This is a genomic window from Salinicola sp. CR57 (assembly GCF_003206585.1).
Classification (GTDB): domain Bacteria; phylum Pseudomonadota; class Gammaproteobacteria; order Pseudomonadales; family Halomonadaceae; genus Salinicola; species Salinicola lusitanus.
Map to the genome: position 1 here is coordinate 64305 of NZ_PZJL01000007.1, position 14597 is coordinate 78901.

The 14597-nt window shown below is 64.4% G+C and carries 17 protein-coding genes; 14 read left to right on the top strand and 3 right to left on the bottom strand.

What is annotated here, in order from left to right; translation table 11 throughout:
• Window positions 1–14: 14 nt before the first annotated feature.
• Both DOM56_RS13095 and DOM56_RS13100 read right to left on the bottom strand, forming a co-directional pair.
• A complete protein-coding gene (locus DOM56_RS13095; RefSeq protein ID WP_110709485.1) occupies window positions 15–680 on the bottom strand; it encodes a 2OG-Fe(II) oxygenase in 666 nt (221 codons plus the stop codon).
• Between the two features lie 154 nt (window positions 681–834).
• The gene (locus DOM56_RS13100) at window positions 835–1479 is read right to left on the bottom strand and encodes a CoA pyrophosphatase (RefSeq protein WP_110709487.1); all 645 of its coding nucleotides are present in this window, start codon (window positions 1477–1479) and stop codon (window positions 835–837) included.
• A gap of 110 nt (window positions 1480–1589) precedes the next feature.
• On the opposite strand from DOM56_RS13100, the gene DOM56_RS13105 reads away from it, so the two are divergent.
• The gene (locus DOM56_RS13105; protein ID WP_110602947.1) at window positions 1590–2147 is read left to right on the top strand and encodes an NUDIX hydrolase; all 558 of its coding nucleotides are present in this window, start codon (window positions 1590–1592) and stop codon (window positions 2145–2147) included.
• A gap of 9 nt (window positions 2148–2156) precedes the next feature.
• On the opposite strand, the gene DOM56_RS13110 is transcribed toward DOM56_RS13105, so the two are convergent.
• On the bottom strand, window positions 2157–2486 hold the full coding sequence (locus DOM56_RS13110) for an NGG1p interacting factor NIF3 (protein WP_110709489.1): 330 nt from the start codon (window positions 2484–2486) through the stop codon (window positions 2157–2159).
• 308 nt (window positions 2487–2794) lie between these two features.
• On the opposite strand from DOM56_RS13110, the gene ftsB reads away from it, so the two are divergent.
• From ftsB to DOM56_RS13175, 13 genes are all read left to right on the top strand, one after another.
• Window positions 2795–3118, top strand: coding sequence for a cell division protein FtsB (gene ftsB / locus DOM56_RS13115; RefSeq protein WP_110602951.1), 324 nt, complete (start codon window positions 2795–2797; stop codon window positions 3116–3118).
• Window positions 3115–3840, top strand: a complete 726-nt coding sequence (gene ispD / locus DOM56_RS13120) for a 2-C-methyl-D-erythritol 4-phosphate cytidylyltransferase (protein ID WP_110602953.1) — start codon at window positions 3115–3117, stop codon at window positions 3838–3840. The genes ftsB and ispD overlap by 4 nt, the downstream gene beginning before the upstream one ends.
• Window positions 3837–4322, top strand: a complete 486-nt coding sequence (gene ispF, locus DOM56_RS13125; protein ID WP_110709491.1) for a 2-C-methyl-D-erythritol 2,4-cyclodiphosphate synthase — start codon at window positions 3837–3839, stop codon at window positions 4320–4322. The genes ispD and ispF overlap by 4 nt, the downstream gene beginning before the upstream one ends.
• Entirely contained in the window at window positions 4319–5377 is a 1059-nt protein-coding gene (locus DOM56_RS13130; RefSeq protein ID WP_110709493.1) for a tRNA pseudouridine(13) synthase TruD, read from the top strand. Before ispF ends, DOM56_RS13130 begins: the two co-directional genes overlap by 4 nt.
• 37 nt (window positions 5378–5414) lie before the next feature.
• Window positions 5415–6167: a 5'/3'-nucleotidase SurE gene (surE, locus tag DOM56_RS13135; RefSeq protein WP_110709495.1), complete on the top strand. Its 753-nt coding sequence runs from the start codon at window positions 5415–5417 to the stop codon at window positions 6165–6167.
• 19 nt (window positions 6168–6186) lie between these two features.
• Entirely contained in the window at window positions 6187–6822 is a 636-nt protein-coding gene (locus tag DOM56_RS13140) for a protein-L-isoaspartate(D-aspartate) O-methyltransferase (RefSeq protein WP_232822287.1), read from the top strand.
• Window positions 6819–7739 carry a DUF368 domain-containing protein gene (locus DOM56_RS13145; RefSeq protein ID WP_232822288.1) on the top strand — a complete coding sequence of 307 codons (921 nt, stop codon included), beginning with the start codon at window positions 6819–6821 and terminating at the stop codon, window positions 7737–7739. Before DOM56_RS13140 ends, DOM56_RS13145 begins: the two co-directional genes overlap by 4 nt.
• A 52-nt stretch (window positions 7740–7791) precedes the next feature.
• A complete protein-coding gene (locus DOM56_RS13150; protein ID WP_110709497.1) occupies window positions 7792–8970 on the top strand; it encodes a peptidoglycan DD-metalloendopeptidase family protein in 1179 nt (392 codons plus the stop codon).
• Between the two features lie 305 nt (window positions 8971–9275).
• The gene (gene rpoS / locus DOM56_RS13155) at window positions 9276–10250 is read left to right on the top strand and encodes an RNA polymerase sigma factor RpoS (RefSeq protein WP_110709499.1); all 975 of its coding nucleotides are present in this window, start codon (window positions 9276–9278) and stop codon (window positions 10248–10250) included.
• Between the two features lie 309 nt (window positions 10251–10559).
• Window positions 10560–12032: a TolC family outer membrane protein gene (locus tag DOM56_RS13160; protein WP_110709502.1), complete on the top strand. Its 1473-nt coding sequence runs from the start codon at window positions 10560–10562 to the stop codon at window positions 12030–12032.
• Window positions 12033–12209: 177 nt separating this feature from the next.
• Window positions 12210–13295, top strand: a complete 1086-nt coding sequence (gene alr, locus DOM56_RS13165) for an alanine racemase (RefSeq protein ID WP_110709504.1) — start codon at window positions 12210–12212, stop codon at window positions 13293–13295.
• A 52-nt stretch (window positions 13296–13347) separates the two neighbouring features.
• Window positions 13348–14262, top strand: a complete 915-nt coding sequence (lpxL, locus tag DOM56_RS13170) for an LpxL/LpxP family Kdo(2)-lipid IV(A) lauroyl/palmitoleoyl acyltransferase (RefSeq protein WP_110602968.1) — start codon at window positions 13348–13350, stop codon at window positions 14260–14262.
• Window positions 14263–14404: 142 nt separating this feature from the next.
• Window positions 14405–14563 (top strand): DUF1328 domain-containing protein, encoded by a 159-nt coding sequence (locus DOM56_RS13175; protein WP_071231586.1) that lies wholly within the window; start codon window positions 14405–14407, stop codon window positions 14561–14563.
• The last annotated feature ends 34 nt before the right edge of the window (window positions 14564–14597 follow it).

The window sequence follows — 14597 nt, forward strand, 5'->3', positions numbered from 1 at the left end:
GGATTGCCGGGCGCCTAGCGCGCCGGGTCGATCACGCCGCCCAGCGACGCGTTGCGGCGAAACCAGCCGGCGATACTGAGCCGGGGCTGCCGGGTCGGGAGCACTTCGTGGGGAATCCGGTCGGATAGAAAACAGGCGAAAGTGCCCGCTTGCGGCTGAACGCGGGCCGCTTCTCGATCGGTCTCCTGCGCATCGTAGAGCACCATCTCGCCGCCACCGTCCGCCGGCCACTCCGGGTTGAGGTACAACACCGTGGAGATGACTCGGTTGGCTCGGCCCCGAAAGCTGTCGTAATGCTTGCGGTAGAACGCTCCCGGCGGGTAGAGGGCGAAATGGGCCTCGAACTCGAACAGTCCGGCGTAAAGAGCGACGTTGATCTGTTGCTGAAGTTCGCTCATCAGCGTCAGGTAGCGACGCTGGGCCAGGCTCTCCCGATCCAGCCAGTGGATCGCGTCGCCTCGGATGTCGCGTCGCAGCGTGCGCTCGTCACCGCGGCCGATGGCCGCCTCCTGGAGTGCCTGGCGCTGGTGCAGTCGCTCCATGTCATCCCGCAGGCCCTGGCACAGGCCCGGGGCGAGAAACCCTTCACCGACATACCAGCCGCGCTCCACCAGGCCGTCGATCAAGGTGACCAGCTGGGCGTTGTCCCAGAAGGCGTCGTGGGCGTCGTTGGGTGTCATGGAAGACTCACTCGGCAAGCTAGGGCCTGTTCACAGTATACTTCGCGAGGCGTTGTTACGAGCCAAGCGCACGGCAGCACCCGAACCTCCAACTCGCGTCTGGCCCCACGAAAAAACCGGCTCCGTCGCGGCGCGTGGATAGCGTGCACAGGCCCTAGCTCGAACGATCGGGGCGCGCGGCAGCGGAGCGACGGCGCTGGGGGTGATAGCGCAATTCGCCCTGGGCGGGCTTGCGGTCCAGGGCGATGTCGCATTCGAAGCCGACGGCCAGCAGCTCGACCAGCATCATGGCGGACAGCCCCCAGATCGTGCGGCCCTCGAACGGGTAGCTGGGAACGTACCAGGGCTGATCGTCGACCGGGATTACATCGGTGTGGCTGCGACAGTCGTCGAGGAAATGGCGTAGCGGCACCTCGAAGATCGCGTCGATCTCGCCCGGTTCTGCCACCAGCGGCAGGTCAGGCGCGATCACGCCGACGAAGGGCGTCACGCGTAGTCCGTAGAGCGAGAAGACGTCGCTGAGCCGACCGATGATCTCGACCCGCTCCGGCGCGAGCGCAATCTCCTCCCGGGTTTCCCGCAGAGCGGTGGTGAGCAGGTCGCTGTCCTCGGGTTCTCGCTTGCCCCCCGGAAAGGCGACCTGGCCGGCATGCTGGGAGAGGTGGGCGGTGCGCTGCGTGAACAGCAACGTGGGCTCGGCTCGGGCGACAATCGGCAGCAGGACCGCTGCCTGGGGATGAACACCGCTTAAGCGACTTGGGCGATGTGCTTGCAGGCGCTCGCGGAGTTTCTCTAACATGCGCTTTCGACTCCCTGTTGGCAGGCGCGCCGGTCGGCGCTGTCTGGCGTTCCCGCGAGGCCCGTCGTTCGGGGCTTCCCCCGCTCGAGGCCCTCCGAATTCGAGGCGCTATGAACTACTGTAGCCACTGCGGTCACACCGTGCGTTTTGCGATTCCCGAAGGCGACGATCGCCCGCGATTCCTGTGCGATGCCTGCGGCACCGTCCATTACCAGAATCCGCGCATCGTGGCCGGCACGCTGCCGGTGGCCGGTGAGCGCATCCTGCTGTGTCGCCGGGCCATTTCGCCGCGCAAGGGGTTCTGGACGCTGCCGGCGGGTTTCATGGAGAACGCCGAAACCGTGGAGCAGGCAGCGTTGCGTGAGACCCGCGAGGAGGCCTGCGCCATCGTCGCCGAGCCGACACTGTATACGCTGATCAGCCTGCCGCACATCAATCAGGTCTACATGATTTTTCTGGGCGATCTCGATGGCGATTTCGCGGCCGGGCCGGAGAGTCTTGAAGTCGAACTGTTCGAGGAGACGCAGATCCCCTGGGACGAACTCGCTTTCCCGACCATCGAGCGCACGCTGCGCCACTTCTTCGACGATCGGCGACGAGGTACCTTCGAACTGCATCTCAGCCAGATCGGCCGGGAGGAGCGGGAGCGTTACTTCGGTTCCGCCTAGCGCCTGCGCTCAGGCCTCGGGCAGCGAGGCCAACGAACTCAGGGGCCACACGTCGTAGGCGGGCTCCTCGTAGGGGTGTGACTCGACCAGCGCGGCGACCGCCGCGCGGATGCGATGATCCTCGCAGACCAGTTCGACCCGATACTCCTCGACCGTTTCCAGCGCGCCCGTCTTCCCGATGTGGGGAGTGGCGCCTTCCAGCGGACGAAACTGGCCCTCGCCCCGGACCTGGAAACAGCACGCCTCGTAATCGCCGATTCTCCCGGCGCCGCTGGCGGACACCGCCGACTTAACGCTTTCCAGGTGGGACTCGGGAACGAAGAACGCCAGCTTGTACATGAGGGTTGTCTAATCCGGTTTGTGCCGTGACGGTGGGCCGCGTGCGGCGATGATGGCATAATGCCCTGCGCTCCGACAGTGGTCAGCCGCGCCCCTGATCTCCGGGGGGCGGCCTGTTACGCTCTGTCTGAAAAATGCCTGCGCTCGCCCATACGGCGTTAAAAATTGACTCAAAATGCTCATTTACACCTCGTAAACTCCGCTTTTTCGTCAATTTTTGCCTTGTCTGGCCATCGCTCGCCGATTTTTCAGACAGAGCTTGGGAACGTACCGTCCGAAATGAATCGTGCCGATCGGAAACCTTGGCGATGTGGAAATGGGTCATTGTGGTATTGGTTGTCATGCTGGGGCTGATGCAGTACCGGCTGTGGTTCGGCGAGGGCGGCATTCGGGAGTTCAATGATATCCAGGCTCGCGCCGATACGCTGGAAGGGACCACCGATACGCTCAAGGCGCGCAATGATCGCCTTGCCGCCGAAGTCGTCGACCTCAAGAACGGCCTCGATGCCATCGAGGAGCGCGCCCGCAGCGACATCGGCATGGTTCGTCAGGACGAGCAATTTTTCTGGGTGCCCGGTGTCGACAGCCCCGGTAACGGCCCCGCCGCCAGCACGGGGGTCGTGCAGCCATGACGCTATGGTTGATCGTGCCCGCCGCCGGCCGCGGCCAGCGTATGCAGGCCGACCGTCCCAAGCAGTACCTTACCCTGCAGGGGAGAAGCGTGCTGGCGCGAACGCTGGAACGCCTGCATCAGGCCTTTCCCGAGGCCGTGCTGCGCCTCTGTTTGGATCCCGATGACGAGTACTTCGACGCCGAGGACGTGCCGTTCGACCGCTGGCTGCGTGTCGGTGGCGGCGACGAACGCGCCGACACGGTCGCGCGCGCGCTGACCACCCTGGCCGAGGAAGCCGCCGACGACGACTGGGTCATGGTGCACGATGCGGCGCGGCCCTGCGTACGAATCGAGGATCTACGTGCCCTGCAGGGGGCGCTCGAGGACGAGGCGATCGGGGCGCTGCTGGCCACACCGGCGGCCGATACCATGAAGCGCGCCGATGCGTGGGGCCGTATCAGTCACACCGAGCCCCGTGATGGCTTGTGGCATGCGTTGACGCCGCAGGTCTTTCGCTTCGATCTGCTGCGCCAGGCGCTGGACGCTGCCCGGGCGACCGGGGTCAAGGTGACCGACGAAGCCTCCGCGATCGAGGCGCTGGGCCTGGCACCGCGGCTCGTTACCGGCAGCCGCGACAATCTCAAGATCACGCATCCCGAGGATCTGGCCATGGCCGCGCGAATTCTGGCGCTGCAGGCCGAGACCTCGGCGGACGCACTCGACCAGGGAGTCGAAGCATGAGTTTCAGAATCGGCCACGGCTTCGATGTCCACCGTTTCGGCGACGGTGATCATCTGATGATCGGCGGCGTTCGCGTGCCCTTCGATCACGGTTTCGTCGCCCACTCGGATGGCGACGTGCTGCTGCACGCGATCAGCGATGCGTTGCTGGGTGCTTGCGCGTTGGGCGACATCGGACGTCACTTCCCGGATACCGATCCGGCCTGGAAGGGCGCCGACAGCCGGGCGCTGCTGAGGCACGTCGTCGGGCTGGTTCGTGAGGCCGGCTACCGAGTCGGCAATCTCGACGCCACGCTGATGGCCCAGGCACCGCGAATGGCCGAATGGATTCCGCGTATGCGCGAAGCGATCGCAGCCGAGGTGGAAATCGAGCTGGGGGCGGTCAACGTCAAGGCGACGACCACCGAACGTCTCGGCTTCACCGGGCGCGGTGAGGGAATTGCGGCGGAAGCGGTGGTGCTGCTGGTCGCGGACGCCAAATGAGTGACCCGGTGTCGTCATCGATCGCTTGGCCGCCAGCCTGGCACTACCTGGCGGGAGCGCCCGCGACGGCTGGCGACTACCGCCAGAGCCCGGAAGAGTTCCAGGTCGAGGAGGTGCTCGATTTCATTCCGGAGGGGCAGGGCGAGCACTGGTGGTTGTGGTTGGAAAAGCGCGGCATGACGACGCCGGACCTTGCCCGACTGCTTGCCCGGGCCGTCGACATTCCGGTGCGGGACGTCGGGTTCAGCGGTCTCAAGGATCGCGACGCGGTGACGCGGCAGTGGTTCTCGCTGGCGCTACCGGGACGCGAACCGCCGCCGGACTGGGAGGCAGGGCTCGTCGAGCGAGGTGTCACCTGCCTCCAGGCAGTCCGGCACCCGCGCAAGCTGAAGCGCGGCGTGCACCGGGCCAACCGCTTCCGGTTGAGGATCGGCGGAGAGGCCAGTGTGTCGTCGGCTACCCGCGAGCGCTGGGACCGGCTGGTACAGCTAGGCGTACCCAACTATTTCGGCCCCCAGCGCTTCGGCCCGGAGGGGCGTAATCTTTTTCGCGCCCGGCAACTGCTGGCCCGAGGCTGGCGCAAGCGGCAGGACCCGCACGGGCTACTGCTTTCCACGGCCCGGAGCTATCTTTTCAACAGTGTACTGTCGGCGCGGGTCGCCGATGGTACCTGGTGCGTGCCTCAGCCCGGCGACGTCCTCAACCTGGAAGGCACCGCGAGTCGCTTCGCTGCGACGGAGATCGACGACGCGCTGCTCGCGAGGGCGGAAGCTGGCGATCTGCACCCGACGGGCCCACTCTGGGGACGGGGGCGGCTGGAGAGCCTGGGCGAGGTGGCCGAGCGGGAAAGCCGCATCGCCGCCGGCTGCCCCGACCTGGCCGAGGGGCTGGTGCAGGCGGGGGTGAACCATGAGCGGCGACCGCTACGGCTGCGGCTCAAGGAGCCCGAGTGGCAGACGGATGGCGACGCCGCCTGGCTCTCGTTCTCGCTGCCACGAGGTGCCTTCGCCACGTCGGTGCTCAGGGAGCTGTTCCGGCATCCGACCCTGGTCTGACCCCACCGGCCCGACGCTCGAGGAGGAAGGAGAAGAGATGCGCAGACTATTGCTATCCAACGACGATGGGGTGCACGCCCCGGGGCTGAAAGCGCTGGCGCTGGCTCTCGAGGGGCACTCGCGACTGCGGGTCGTGGCGCCCGATCGTGACATGAGCGGTGCCAGCAATTCGCTGACGCTGACACGGCCGCTGGCGTTGACCGCAATGGACTCCGGGTTCTATAGCGTCGACGGCACGCCCGCGGACTGCGTCTATCTCGGCGTCAACGGGGTGTGGGACGAGAAGCCCGACCTGGTGATCTCCGGGATCAATCATGGCGGCAACCTGGGCGACGATGTGCTCTATTCCGGAACCGTTGCCGCCGCCATGGAGGGGCGCAACCTGGGGATGGCCGCCATCGCGATCTCGCTCTGCGGGCAGCGCCATTTCGAGACCGCCGGCCGGGTGGCGGCCAGTCTCGTCGGTGCGGCGGGGAACCTCTCGCTGCCGCCGCGCAGCCTGCTCAACGTCAACGTGCCGGACCTGCCTTGGAGCGAAGTCCGGGGATTCCGCGTGACTCGGCTGGGATACCGGGGCCCGGCCTCCCAGCCGATTCACATCAAGGATCCACGTGGGCGCGATCGCTACTGGATCGCCGCGGTCTCCGAAAACGCCGACGATGGCCCGGATACCGACTTCGCGGCCATCGAGGCGGGTTTCGTCTCGATCACGCCACTGCAGACCGATCTAACCCGTCACGAGACGCTGAACGATGTACAGGGCTGGCTTGATGGATTGTCACACGCCTGAGGAACTCAGCGGTGTCGGCATGACATCGCAACGAACTCGCAATCGCATGGTCGAACGGTTGTCGATCGGCGGGATCCGCCACTCGGGGGTACTGGAGGTGATGGCGGCGGAACCCCGCCACCTGTTTCTCGACGAGGCGCTGGCGCATCGTGCCTATGAGGATACGTCGCTGCCGCTGGGACTGGGGCAGACCCTGTCCCAGCCCTGGGTCGTCGCCCGGATGAGTGAACTGGTGGCGCTGGCCGAGCCGCAGCGCGTGCTGGAGATCGGCACGGGGTCCGGTTATCAGACCTTGATTCTATCGCGCCTGGTCAAGAGCGTCTGGAGCGTCGAGCGTATCGCCGCGTTACAGGCCCGCGCCCGCCAGCGGCTGACGCGGCTCGGCGCGCATAACGTCAATCTGCGCCATGCCGACGGCGGCATGGGGTGGCCGCAGGCGGCGCCGTTCGACGTCATCCTGTTGACGGCCTGCGCCAGCGAGCTGCCGCAGGCGTTGCTGTCCCAGTTGCGCGACGGCGGCATCCTGATCGCGCCGCTGGCGGACGCGGAGGGGCGGCAGTGGCTGACCCGGGTGCGTCGGCGTGGCCTGGCATTCGATCATCAGCGTCTCGAAGAGGTGCGTTTCGTACCATTGCTTGAGGGAGTCATTCGTTGAAACGCATCGCGAAAATCGTATTGAAGGGGATGGGGATGGGCGCCGCGGATGCCGTTCCGGGTGTTTCCGGCGGGACCATCGCGCTGATCGTGGGGATCTACGAGGAGCTGATCGAGACCATCAGGCGTTTCGGTCCGGGGGCCTTCGGTGTCTGGCGCGAGCAGGGCCTTGCCGGCCTGGTCTCCTATCTCAATCTGCGTTTTCTGATTCCACTGGTGCTGGGCATCGGTGCCAGTCTGGTGACGATCGCGCACCTGGTGACCTGGCTGATGGCCCATCATCAACTGTTGCTCAATGCTTTCTTCTTCGGATTGGTGCTGGCGTCGGCCTGGGTGGTGATGCGTCAGGTCGGCCATTGGCGCTGGCGCTATCTGCTCCCGGTGATGCTGGGTCTCGTGCTGGCCGCGTTCCTGCCGCGTCTGCTGCCCGACATGAGCCAGGCTGGCGATGCGACGCTGTTCGTGGCCGGCGCGATCGCCATCAGCGCCATGCTGCTGCCCGGCGTGTCGGGCAGCTTCCTGCTGCTGGTAATGGGGCTCTACGGCACCGTGATGAACGGCATCAAGAGCTTCGACCTCGGGCTCATCGCGATCTTCGGTGCTGGTTGCCTGCTCGGCTTGTTCACCTTCTCCCGTCTATTGTCCTGGTTGTTGCGTCACCACCATGCCATGACGCTGATGACGATCGTCGGTTTCATCCTGGGCTCGTTGCCGCAGTTATGGCCCTGGCGGCAGATCGCCAGCTATCGCATGGCCGCCGACGGACAGCAGGTGGCCCTTGCCTACCATTACCTGGCTCCGGCGGACTACGCCGCCGTCACCGGGCAGCCGTCCCAGTGGTTGTTGGCAGCGGCATTGATCCTCCTCGGTATCGGAGTGGTAATCTGCCTGGGAGAGCGCAGAGAGGTCACGACCTGACGCGTGTCGTCATCACCTCCGGATTTCTCGTTCCGAAAAAGGACTTCATCTCATGAGTAAGCGTCGCACTGCACTGTTACTGGGGCTCGTACCGCTCGTCGCCGTCGGCTTGAGTGCCTGCACCACCTCGAGCGGACGGCCACAGGTCCAGGACCTCTCCATCAGTCGTAACAGCGAGACACCCTCGACCTATACGGTGAAGAGCGGCGACACCATCTACGGAATCGCCTGGCAGAATCGTGTCGACTTCCGCGACCTGGCTCAACTCAACGGCATCTCCCCTCCCTACCGCCTGGAGCCGGGTCAGCAACTGAGGTTGCAGTCGGGGGCGAGTGTCGCCGGTGGGCAAGCCATTGCCAGCAGCGGTTCCGGCCGGGGCGGAGTAACGGCAACCGGGCTAGGTGCCGCAAACGGCAACGGGGCCCAGAGCGCTTCCAGCGACGATAATCCCTCCTGGCTGCTGCCGTCCGACGGTGGTAGCGGCAGTGCCGCTGGGGGGCAGGTCGCCGGGCAGGGCAGCGGACAGGCGGCGAGCGGCGGCTCGTCCCCCGGGCCCGTCTACGCCCAGAGTGGCGCCGCCGATGGCGCTCGCAACGACACTTCATCCGCGAACGCGCCCCAGGGCGGCTCAGCTGCCAGCGCGGGAGGTCGTGATACCAGTGCCGGCGGTCAGGCGGCGGGCACGGCAGGGGGCGTTGCCTCCACCTCCGGGAAGAGTGACACCGGATCGTCATCTTCTTCTGCTTCACTTGGTGGTGGTAGCACGAAAACGGCCACTGGCGCGGACGCCGGTACGGAAGTCGCCGGCGAGCCGAGCGGCGCCCCGGATCGTTCCGACAGGACTTACAAGCCGGTCGAGAACGTGCCTTGGCAGTGGCCGGCAAATGGGCGGCTGGTGGGCAAGTTCGATGACGATTCGAACATCACTCCCGGCATTGATATTGCCGGACAAAAGGGGCAACCTGTCAAAGCAGCCGGACCAGGGATTGTGGTGTATGCCGGCGACGGCGTGCGGGGATATGGCAATCTCATCATCCTCAAGCACAATGATCGCTTCTTGAGCGCTTACGCACACAACGACTCGTTGAAGGTAAAAGAGAACGATGTCGTTGAGGCCGGAGAGACGATAGCTACCATGGGGCAGACGGATGCTGACCAGGTCCAGCTACATTTCGAGGTTCGCGTGAACGGACAACCTCAAGACCCACTCAAATATCTGCCCGCGCGCTGATCCTGCATTGGCGCCTCCAGACTGCGGTGCGGAAACTCGACTCGTCGTTCGTTTCCGCGCCTGGCCTGGGTTGCTGTGGAGAGACCAACCCGAAACCGTTATTCACGACGCATCCGAACAGCCACGCTCGACGTAGCTCTGTAGAGTGGATGTCGGGGCGCCGCTGGCTCCGGAGAGGGTCTCCGATAGCGGGACCATGGCCTCTTCGTCAGGGAAGTTAACAAGACTGCAAGGAATACGCGGTCGCCATGGCGCGCTGTCGTCGTGGCGAGGTACTCAGGAAGCCAAGATTGGGGGTAGTGGACATGAGCATGCTTGAACGGGAAATTCAGGATGTTGAGCTCGACGATGTCGATACCGCGGAGGTCGATAGCGAGAACACGGGTCGCAAGGATGATGAAGATGCCTTCGAGAAGGCGTTGAACCGTGAAGAGAACTCCTACCACCACAGCCTCGATGCGACACAGATCTATCTCAACGAGATCGGCTTTTCGCCGCTGCTGACCCCGCAGGAAGAAGTGCATTACGGCCGTCTCGCCCAGAAAGGGGACCCGGCCGGGCGCCAGCGCATGATCGAGTCCAACCTGCGTCTGGTGGTCAAGATTGCCCGACGTTACCTGAACCGTGGGTTGTCGCTTCTCGATCTGATCGAGGAGGGCAACCTGGGACTGATTCGCGCCGTGGAGAAGTTCGATCCTGAGCGCGGTTTTCGCTTCTCGACCTACGCCACCTGGTGGATTCGCCAGACCATCGAGCGGGCCTTGATGAACCAGACGCGCACGATTCGTCTGCCGATTCATGTGGTCAAGGAGCTCAATATCTATCTGCGGGCCGCCCGCGAATTGACTCAGAAGCTCGATCACGAGGCCACGGCCGAGGAGATCGCCGAGTTTCTCGACAAGCCGGTCAGCACCGTCAAGCGCATGTTGGGGCTCAACGAGCGCGTCTCCTCGGTCGACTACCCCATGGGCGCCGAGAGCGACAAGCCACTGATCGATACGCTGGCCGACGAGAACGAGGTCGGCCCGGAGTCCAATCTGGTCGATGACGACGTCAAGCAGCACGTCGACGAGTGGCTGGTCGAGTTGAGTGACAAGCAGCGGGAAGTCGTGCTGAGACGCTTTGGCCTGCGGGGTCACGAAGCCGCCACGCTCGAGGAGGTCGGCGAGGAGATCGGACTGACGCGAGAGCGTGTGCGCCAGATTCAGGTCGAGGCGCTCAAGAAGCTGCGCCGGATGCTGGAAAAGCAGGGGTTGTCGATGGACTCGATTTTCGAGTGAGGCGACCGCCGCGGTGCATTCCAAGCGGAAATGGTCGTGAACGCCGATCGGGCTATTGATCCGGTCGCATACATGCGGCATTGTATGTAAACCTCGAGCCGGGGCGTCAGCAGAGTGCTGGCGCCTCGGTCGTTTGTTGTATGGTTCCGGATGACGTCGACACCTCTCGGCGTCTCGAGTCCGCCAGAAAACAGCCATGATTTGGGTAGCTGGGCGATGCCGAGAGTGGTTCCGGCTGGTGCACGCCGGCATGGACTCGCGTGGTCGGCTTGGTGTCGTCTTCAGTGCCCAACGATAGGAAATGTCCCGATGTCGCCTCTCATTTCGTTGCCGTCGCGCTCCCCCCTGCGACATGCCATTTCGCTGCTGGTCGTGGCAGCGTTCGCTCCCGCGGCCCACGCGGCGGATCTGTTGACCATCACGCAGGACGCGCTGGAGCATTCGGCGACATTGAACTCGTCACGCTCGACGTTCAAGAGCACCGAAGCCGGGCAGGATGTGGAGCGGGGCGATCTGCTGCCCCAGATCAGCGCCACCGGTAGCGTCTATCGCTACAATTCGCTGGAAAGCCAGAGCTATGCCGGCGCCAGTGGTAGCCAGGGCGGCGCGGTAGGGAGTGGCACGAGCTCCTCCGAAGACTACAACGGCACCAGCCTGGGCGTGAACGTGACGCAGGCGCTGTTCGACGCCACCAACTGGTACGAATACCAGCAGAGCAAGAAGCAGGTTGGCCAGCAGGCGCTGCAGTTGGAGATCGATCAACAGCAGTTGCTGTATGACGTCTCCGAGGCGTATTTCGAGATTCTGCGCGCCAAGGAAGTCCTGGACGCGCGCCAAGCCCAGGAGAAGGCGATCGGTCGTCAGCTCGAACAAGCCAATGAGCAGTTCAACGTTGGCCTGGTGGCGATTACCGATGTCAATGAAGCCAAGGCCGCCTTCGATTCGGCCCGAGCCCAGCGCATCGCCGCCAAGAACGACCTGCAGGTGAGTTTCGAGACGCTGGAGCGCCTGACCGGGCAGCAGTACGCCAGTATCGCCAGCCTGGACGACGAATTGCCCATTCAACCGCCTGCGCCGGCCAATCGCGACGATTGGGTCGACATGGCCCTGTTGAGCAGCCCCTCCATCCAGTACGCCCAGGCCGCGGTCGATTTGGCCGAGTCCGGCGTCGATATCGCCCGGTCCGGCCATCTGCCGACACTGGATGCCTTCGCGGACTACTCCTACTCGAATAACGATCGCGATGAGCTGCGGGGCCACAACGAGGATGTCCAGGTCGGCGTGCAGGCCAATCTCCCGATCTATACCGGCGGTTCCACCAGTGCCTCGGTGCGGCAGAACACCTACTCCCTGGAAGCGACGCAGTACGATTTCGAGGATCAGCGTCGCTTCACGACGCAGCAGGTTCGCTCGCTGTTCACTCAGGTGAGTAACGACGTCGAGTCGGTCGATGCGCAACGCGAGGCCATCGTCTCCAGTCGCAGCGCGCTGGAAGCGACCCGCGCCGGCTACGAGGTCGGGACGCGCAACATCGTCGACGTGCTGGATGCGGAGCAGTCTCTTTACGAATCGATCTCCGACTATGCCGATGCCCGCTATACCTACGTCACAGATCTGCTCCAACTGAGGCAGCAGGCCGGTGTGCTCAGTCTCGAGGTGATTCGCGGCACCAACCGCTGGCTGAGTGACAGCAAACCCGTGTCGCTGACATCGGTCGACGATGGCGACATGTCGGCGGTCGACGATATCGGCAAGCGCCCCACGCCGCCATCCATGCCCTGATACTCTCGCCGTCAGGAAATCCGGGTTCGACGCCGCTGCCACGGCAGCGGCGTCGCCGTTCCGGAGGTCGCTATCCGAAGCAGTTTGCTGCTGCGCGCGTTCCCGAACGCGGTAAAATGGCGAGACTCAGCCGGTGTCAGGCGCCGGTTTTCGTCTGCTTGTCCCGAAGGAATCGTCATGGCCCGGCCCCTCATCGCCGACATCGATCTCGGTGCGTTGTGCCACAACTACGCCGTCGCCCGCGAGCTTGCGCCTCACAGCCAGGCCATGGCGGTGATCAAGGCCAATGCCTATGGCCATGGAGCCGTGGCCTGCGCCAAGGCGCTGGCGACAGTGGCGCCGGCGTTTGCCGTGGCGTCACTGGAAGAAGCCGAGGGTCTGCGTGAGAGCGGCATCGTGCAGCCGATACTGCTGCTGGAAGGTATCTTCGACGCCGACGAACTGGCACGTGTCGAGGCGCTGGGACTCTGGCAGGTGGTGCATAGCGACTGGCAACTGAATGCCGTGTTGAACTACTCTCCTGCCCGGCCACTGACCGTGTGGCTGAAGCTCGATTCGGGGATGCACCGGCTCGGTTTCGACCCGGCCGCATTTCTCGATCGCTGGGCCAAACTGCAGGCCGCCTGCGATCGTATCCAGAACCTCCATCTGATCAGCCATTTCGCCAGTGCCGACCAGGACGATCCGTCCCAGTTCGAGCGTCAGCGGCAGACGATCGAATCCGTGCGCCAGCAGTTGGCAGCACCGCTGTGCATTGCCAACTCACCCGCGACGCTGGCCAAGCCCAGTACGCATGGTCAATGGAACCGGCCCGGTATCATGCTCTACGGCAGCAACCCGCTCGAGGGCCCGTTGCCGGGCGGCCTGACGCTGCGGCCGGTGATGACGCTGCGATCGCGCCTGATCGCCGTCCAGACATTGCCGGAGGGAGAGCCGGTGGGGTATGGCGGTCGGTGGTGCACCTCTCGGCCGGCGCGGATCGGCGTCGTCGCCGCCGGTTATGGCGACGGCTATGACCGGCATGCTGCCGATGGCACGCCCGTGCTGGTCGATGGACAGCGCTGTCCGCTGGTCGGGCGTGTTTCCATGGATATGCTGACAGTGGACATCAGCCATCTGCCCGACGCCGGGGTGGGTAGCGAAGTGGTGTTGTGGGGCCAGGGTCTCGGTGTCGACGAGGTTGCCAGGCACTGCGACACCATCGGCTACACCCTGCTCACCGGCGTGCTGCCGCGCGTGCCGCGGCGGTATCTGGCGCCCTGACGCCACACCTTTTCGCTACACTGGCCGGCATCTACAAAGAATCGGAAGGGACATGCCAAAGAAAGTCTATCCTGCCAACCACGCCCATCCTCGTTACTGGGGTGCCTGGCTCGGCATCGGGTTGATGCGGGCGGGCGCGCTGCTGCCCTGGCGCCTCAAGCTGGCGCTGGGTCGCGGCATCGGGTTGCTGAGCTGGAAGCTCGCCAAGCGGCGTCGCCATATCACCGACACCAATCTGGCTCTGTGTTTCCCTGAGCTCGACGATCGACAACGCGCGGAGCTGGTCAGGAAGACCTTCGTCGCCAACGGGATCGGCATTCTCGAGACGGCGACCGGCTGGTGCCGTGACCCCGAACACCTGCGCCATCGCGTGACCTTTCGCGGTACCGAGCACATGGAGCGTGCCATGGCGCAGGGAAAGGGCGCGCTGATCATCGGGATTCACTTCTCCACGCTCGATCTCGGTGGTGCGCTGCACTCGCTGTTCTTCCCCGCCGACGTGGTTTACCGGCCCCATGACAACCCGGTTTTCGAGGACTTCATGACGCGTGCGCGGCGCGGAATCTTCGGTGCGGCCATCGATCGCCACGATCTTCGTGGCGTGGTCCGGAGGATCAAGTCGGGTCACGCGGTCTGGTATTCGCCGGATCAGGATTTTGGCCGCGAGGCGAGCGTGTTCGCGCCTTTCTTCGGCGTCCCCGCCGCCTCGATCAAGCTGACCGCCAAGATCGCCCGAATGACCGGCGCGCCGGTAATGCCGCTGATGTTTCATCGCAATCCGGACAACCGTACCTACACGCTGGAATACCTGCCGCCCCTGAAAGACTTCCCCAGTGGAGACGATGTGGCCGATGCGGCACAGGTCAACGCCTTCATCGAACAGGCGATTCGTCGTCATCCAGAGCAGTATCTCTGGCTGCATCGACGGTTCAAGACGCGCCCGCCGGGTGATAGTTCATTCTATTGAACGGGTTATTGCACGCGGAACTTGACGAAAGTGCGGCGAGCGACAAGGCTTAGACTGTCCTCATGGAACGAGAGGGCGGTTTGCCGAAAAGGCGAGAAAGCCGGATCGGCAAGTCCAACAGGCCAGCACAGGAAGAGTTGCCATGCTTAGCTACGCCGTGATTTTTCTTATCGTCGCCATCATCGCCGGAGTCTTGGGGTTCGGGGGTATTGCCGGTGCCGCCGCGACGATCGCCAAAGTGTTGTTCGTGATTTTCCTGATTCTCTTCGTCGTTTCGCTGATCCGGGGAAGAGGGCGCTGAGACGCGCCACGGACGAGCGTCATCGTCACCAACA

What these genes read in the sequence shown, in the direction of transcription:
- DOM56_RS13095 (WP_110709485.1), bottom strand. Translation starts at nt 680, where the DNA reads ATGACACCCAACGACGCCCACGACGCCTTCTGGGACAACGCCCAGCTG.
- DOM56_RS13100 (WP_110709487.1), bottom strand. Translation starts at nt 1,479, where the DNA reads ATGTTAGAGAAACTCCGCGAGCGCCTGCAAGCACATCGCCCAAGTCGC.
- DOM56_RS13105 (WP_110602947.1), top strand. Translation starts at nt 1,590, where the DNA reads ATGAACTACTGTAGCCACTGCGGTCACACCGTGCGTTTTGCGATTCCC.
- DOM56_RS13110 (WP_110709489.1), bottom strand. Translation starts at nt 2,486, where the DNA reads ATGTACAAGCTGGCGTTCTTCGTTCCCGAGTCCCACCTGGAAAGCGTT.
- ftsB (WP_110602951.1), top strand. Translation starts at nt 2,795, where the DNA reads ATGTGGAAATGGGTCATTGTGGTATTGGTTGTCATGCTGGGGCTGATG.
- ispD (WP_110602953.1), top strand. Translation starts at nt 3,115, where the DNA reads ATGACGCTATGGTTGATCGTGCCCGCCGCCGGCCGCGGCCAGCGTATG.
- ispF (WP_110709491.1), top strand. Translation starts at nt 3,837, where the DNA reads ATGAGTTTCAGAATCGGCCACGGCTTCGATGTCCACCGTTTCGGCGAC.
- DOM56_RS13130 (WP_110709493.1), top strand. Translation starts at nt 4,319, where the DNA reads ATGAGTGACCCGGTGTCGTCATCGATCGCTTGGCCGCCAGCCTGGCAC.
- surE (WP_110709495.1), top strand. Translation starts at nt 5,415, where the DNA reads ATGCGCAGACTATTGCTATCCAACGACGATGGGGTGCACGCCCCGGGG.
- DOM56_RS13140 (WP_232822287.1), top strand. Translation starts at nt 6,187, where the DNA reads ATGACATCGCAACGAACTCGCAATCGCATGGTCGAACGGTTGTCGATC.
- DOM56_RS13150 (WP_110709497.1), top strand. Translation starts at nt 7,792, where the DNA reads ATGAGTAAGCGTCGCACTGCACTGTTACTGGGGCTCGTACCGCTCGTC.
- rpoS (WP_110709499.1), top strand. Translation starts at nt 9,276, where the DNA reads ATGAGCATGCTTGAACGGGAAATTCAGGATGTTGAGCTCGACGATGTC.
- DOM56_RS13160 (WP_110709502.1), top strand. Translation starts at nt 10,560, where the DNA reads ATGTCGCCTCTCATTTCGTTGCCGTCGCGCTCCCCCCTGCGACATGCC.
- alr (WP_110709504.1), top strand. Translation starts at nt 12,210, where the DNA reads ATGGCCCGGCCCCTCATCGCCGACATCGATCTCGGTGCGTTGTGCCAC.
- lpxL (WP_110602968.1), top strand. Translation starts at nt 13,348, where the DNA reads ATGCCAAAGAAAGTCTATCCTGCCAACCACGCCCATCCTCGTTACTGG.
- DOM56_RS13175 (WP_071231586.1), top strand. Translation starts at nt 14,405, where the DNA reads ATGCTTAGCTACGCCGTGATTTTTCTTATCGTCGCCATCATCGCCGGA.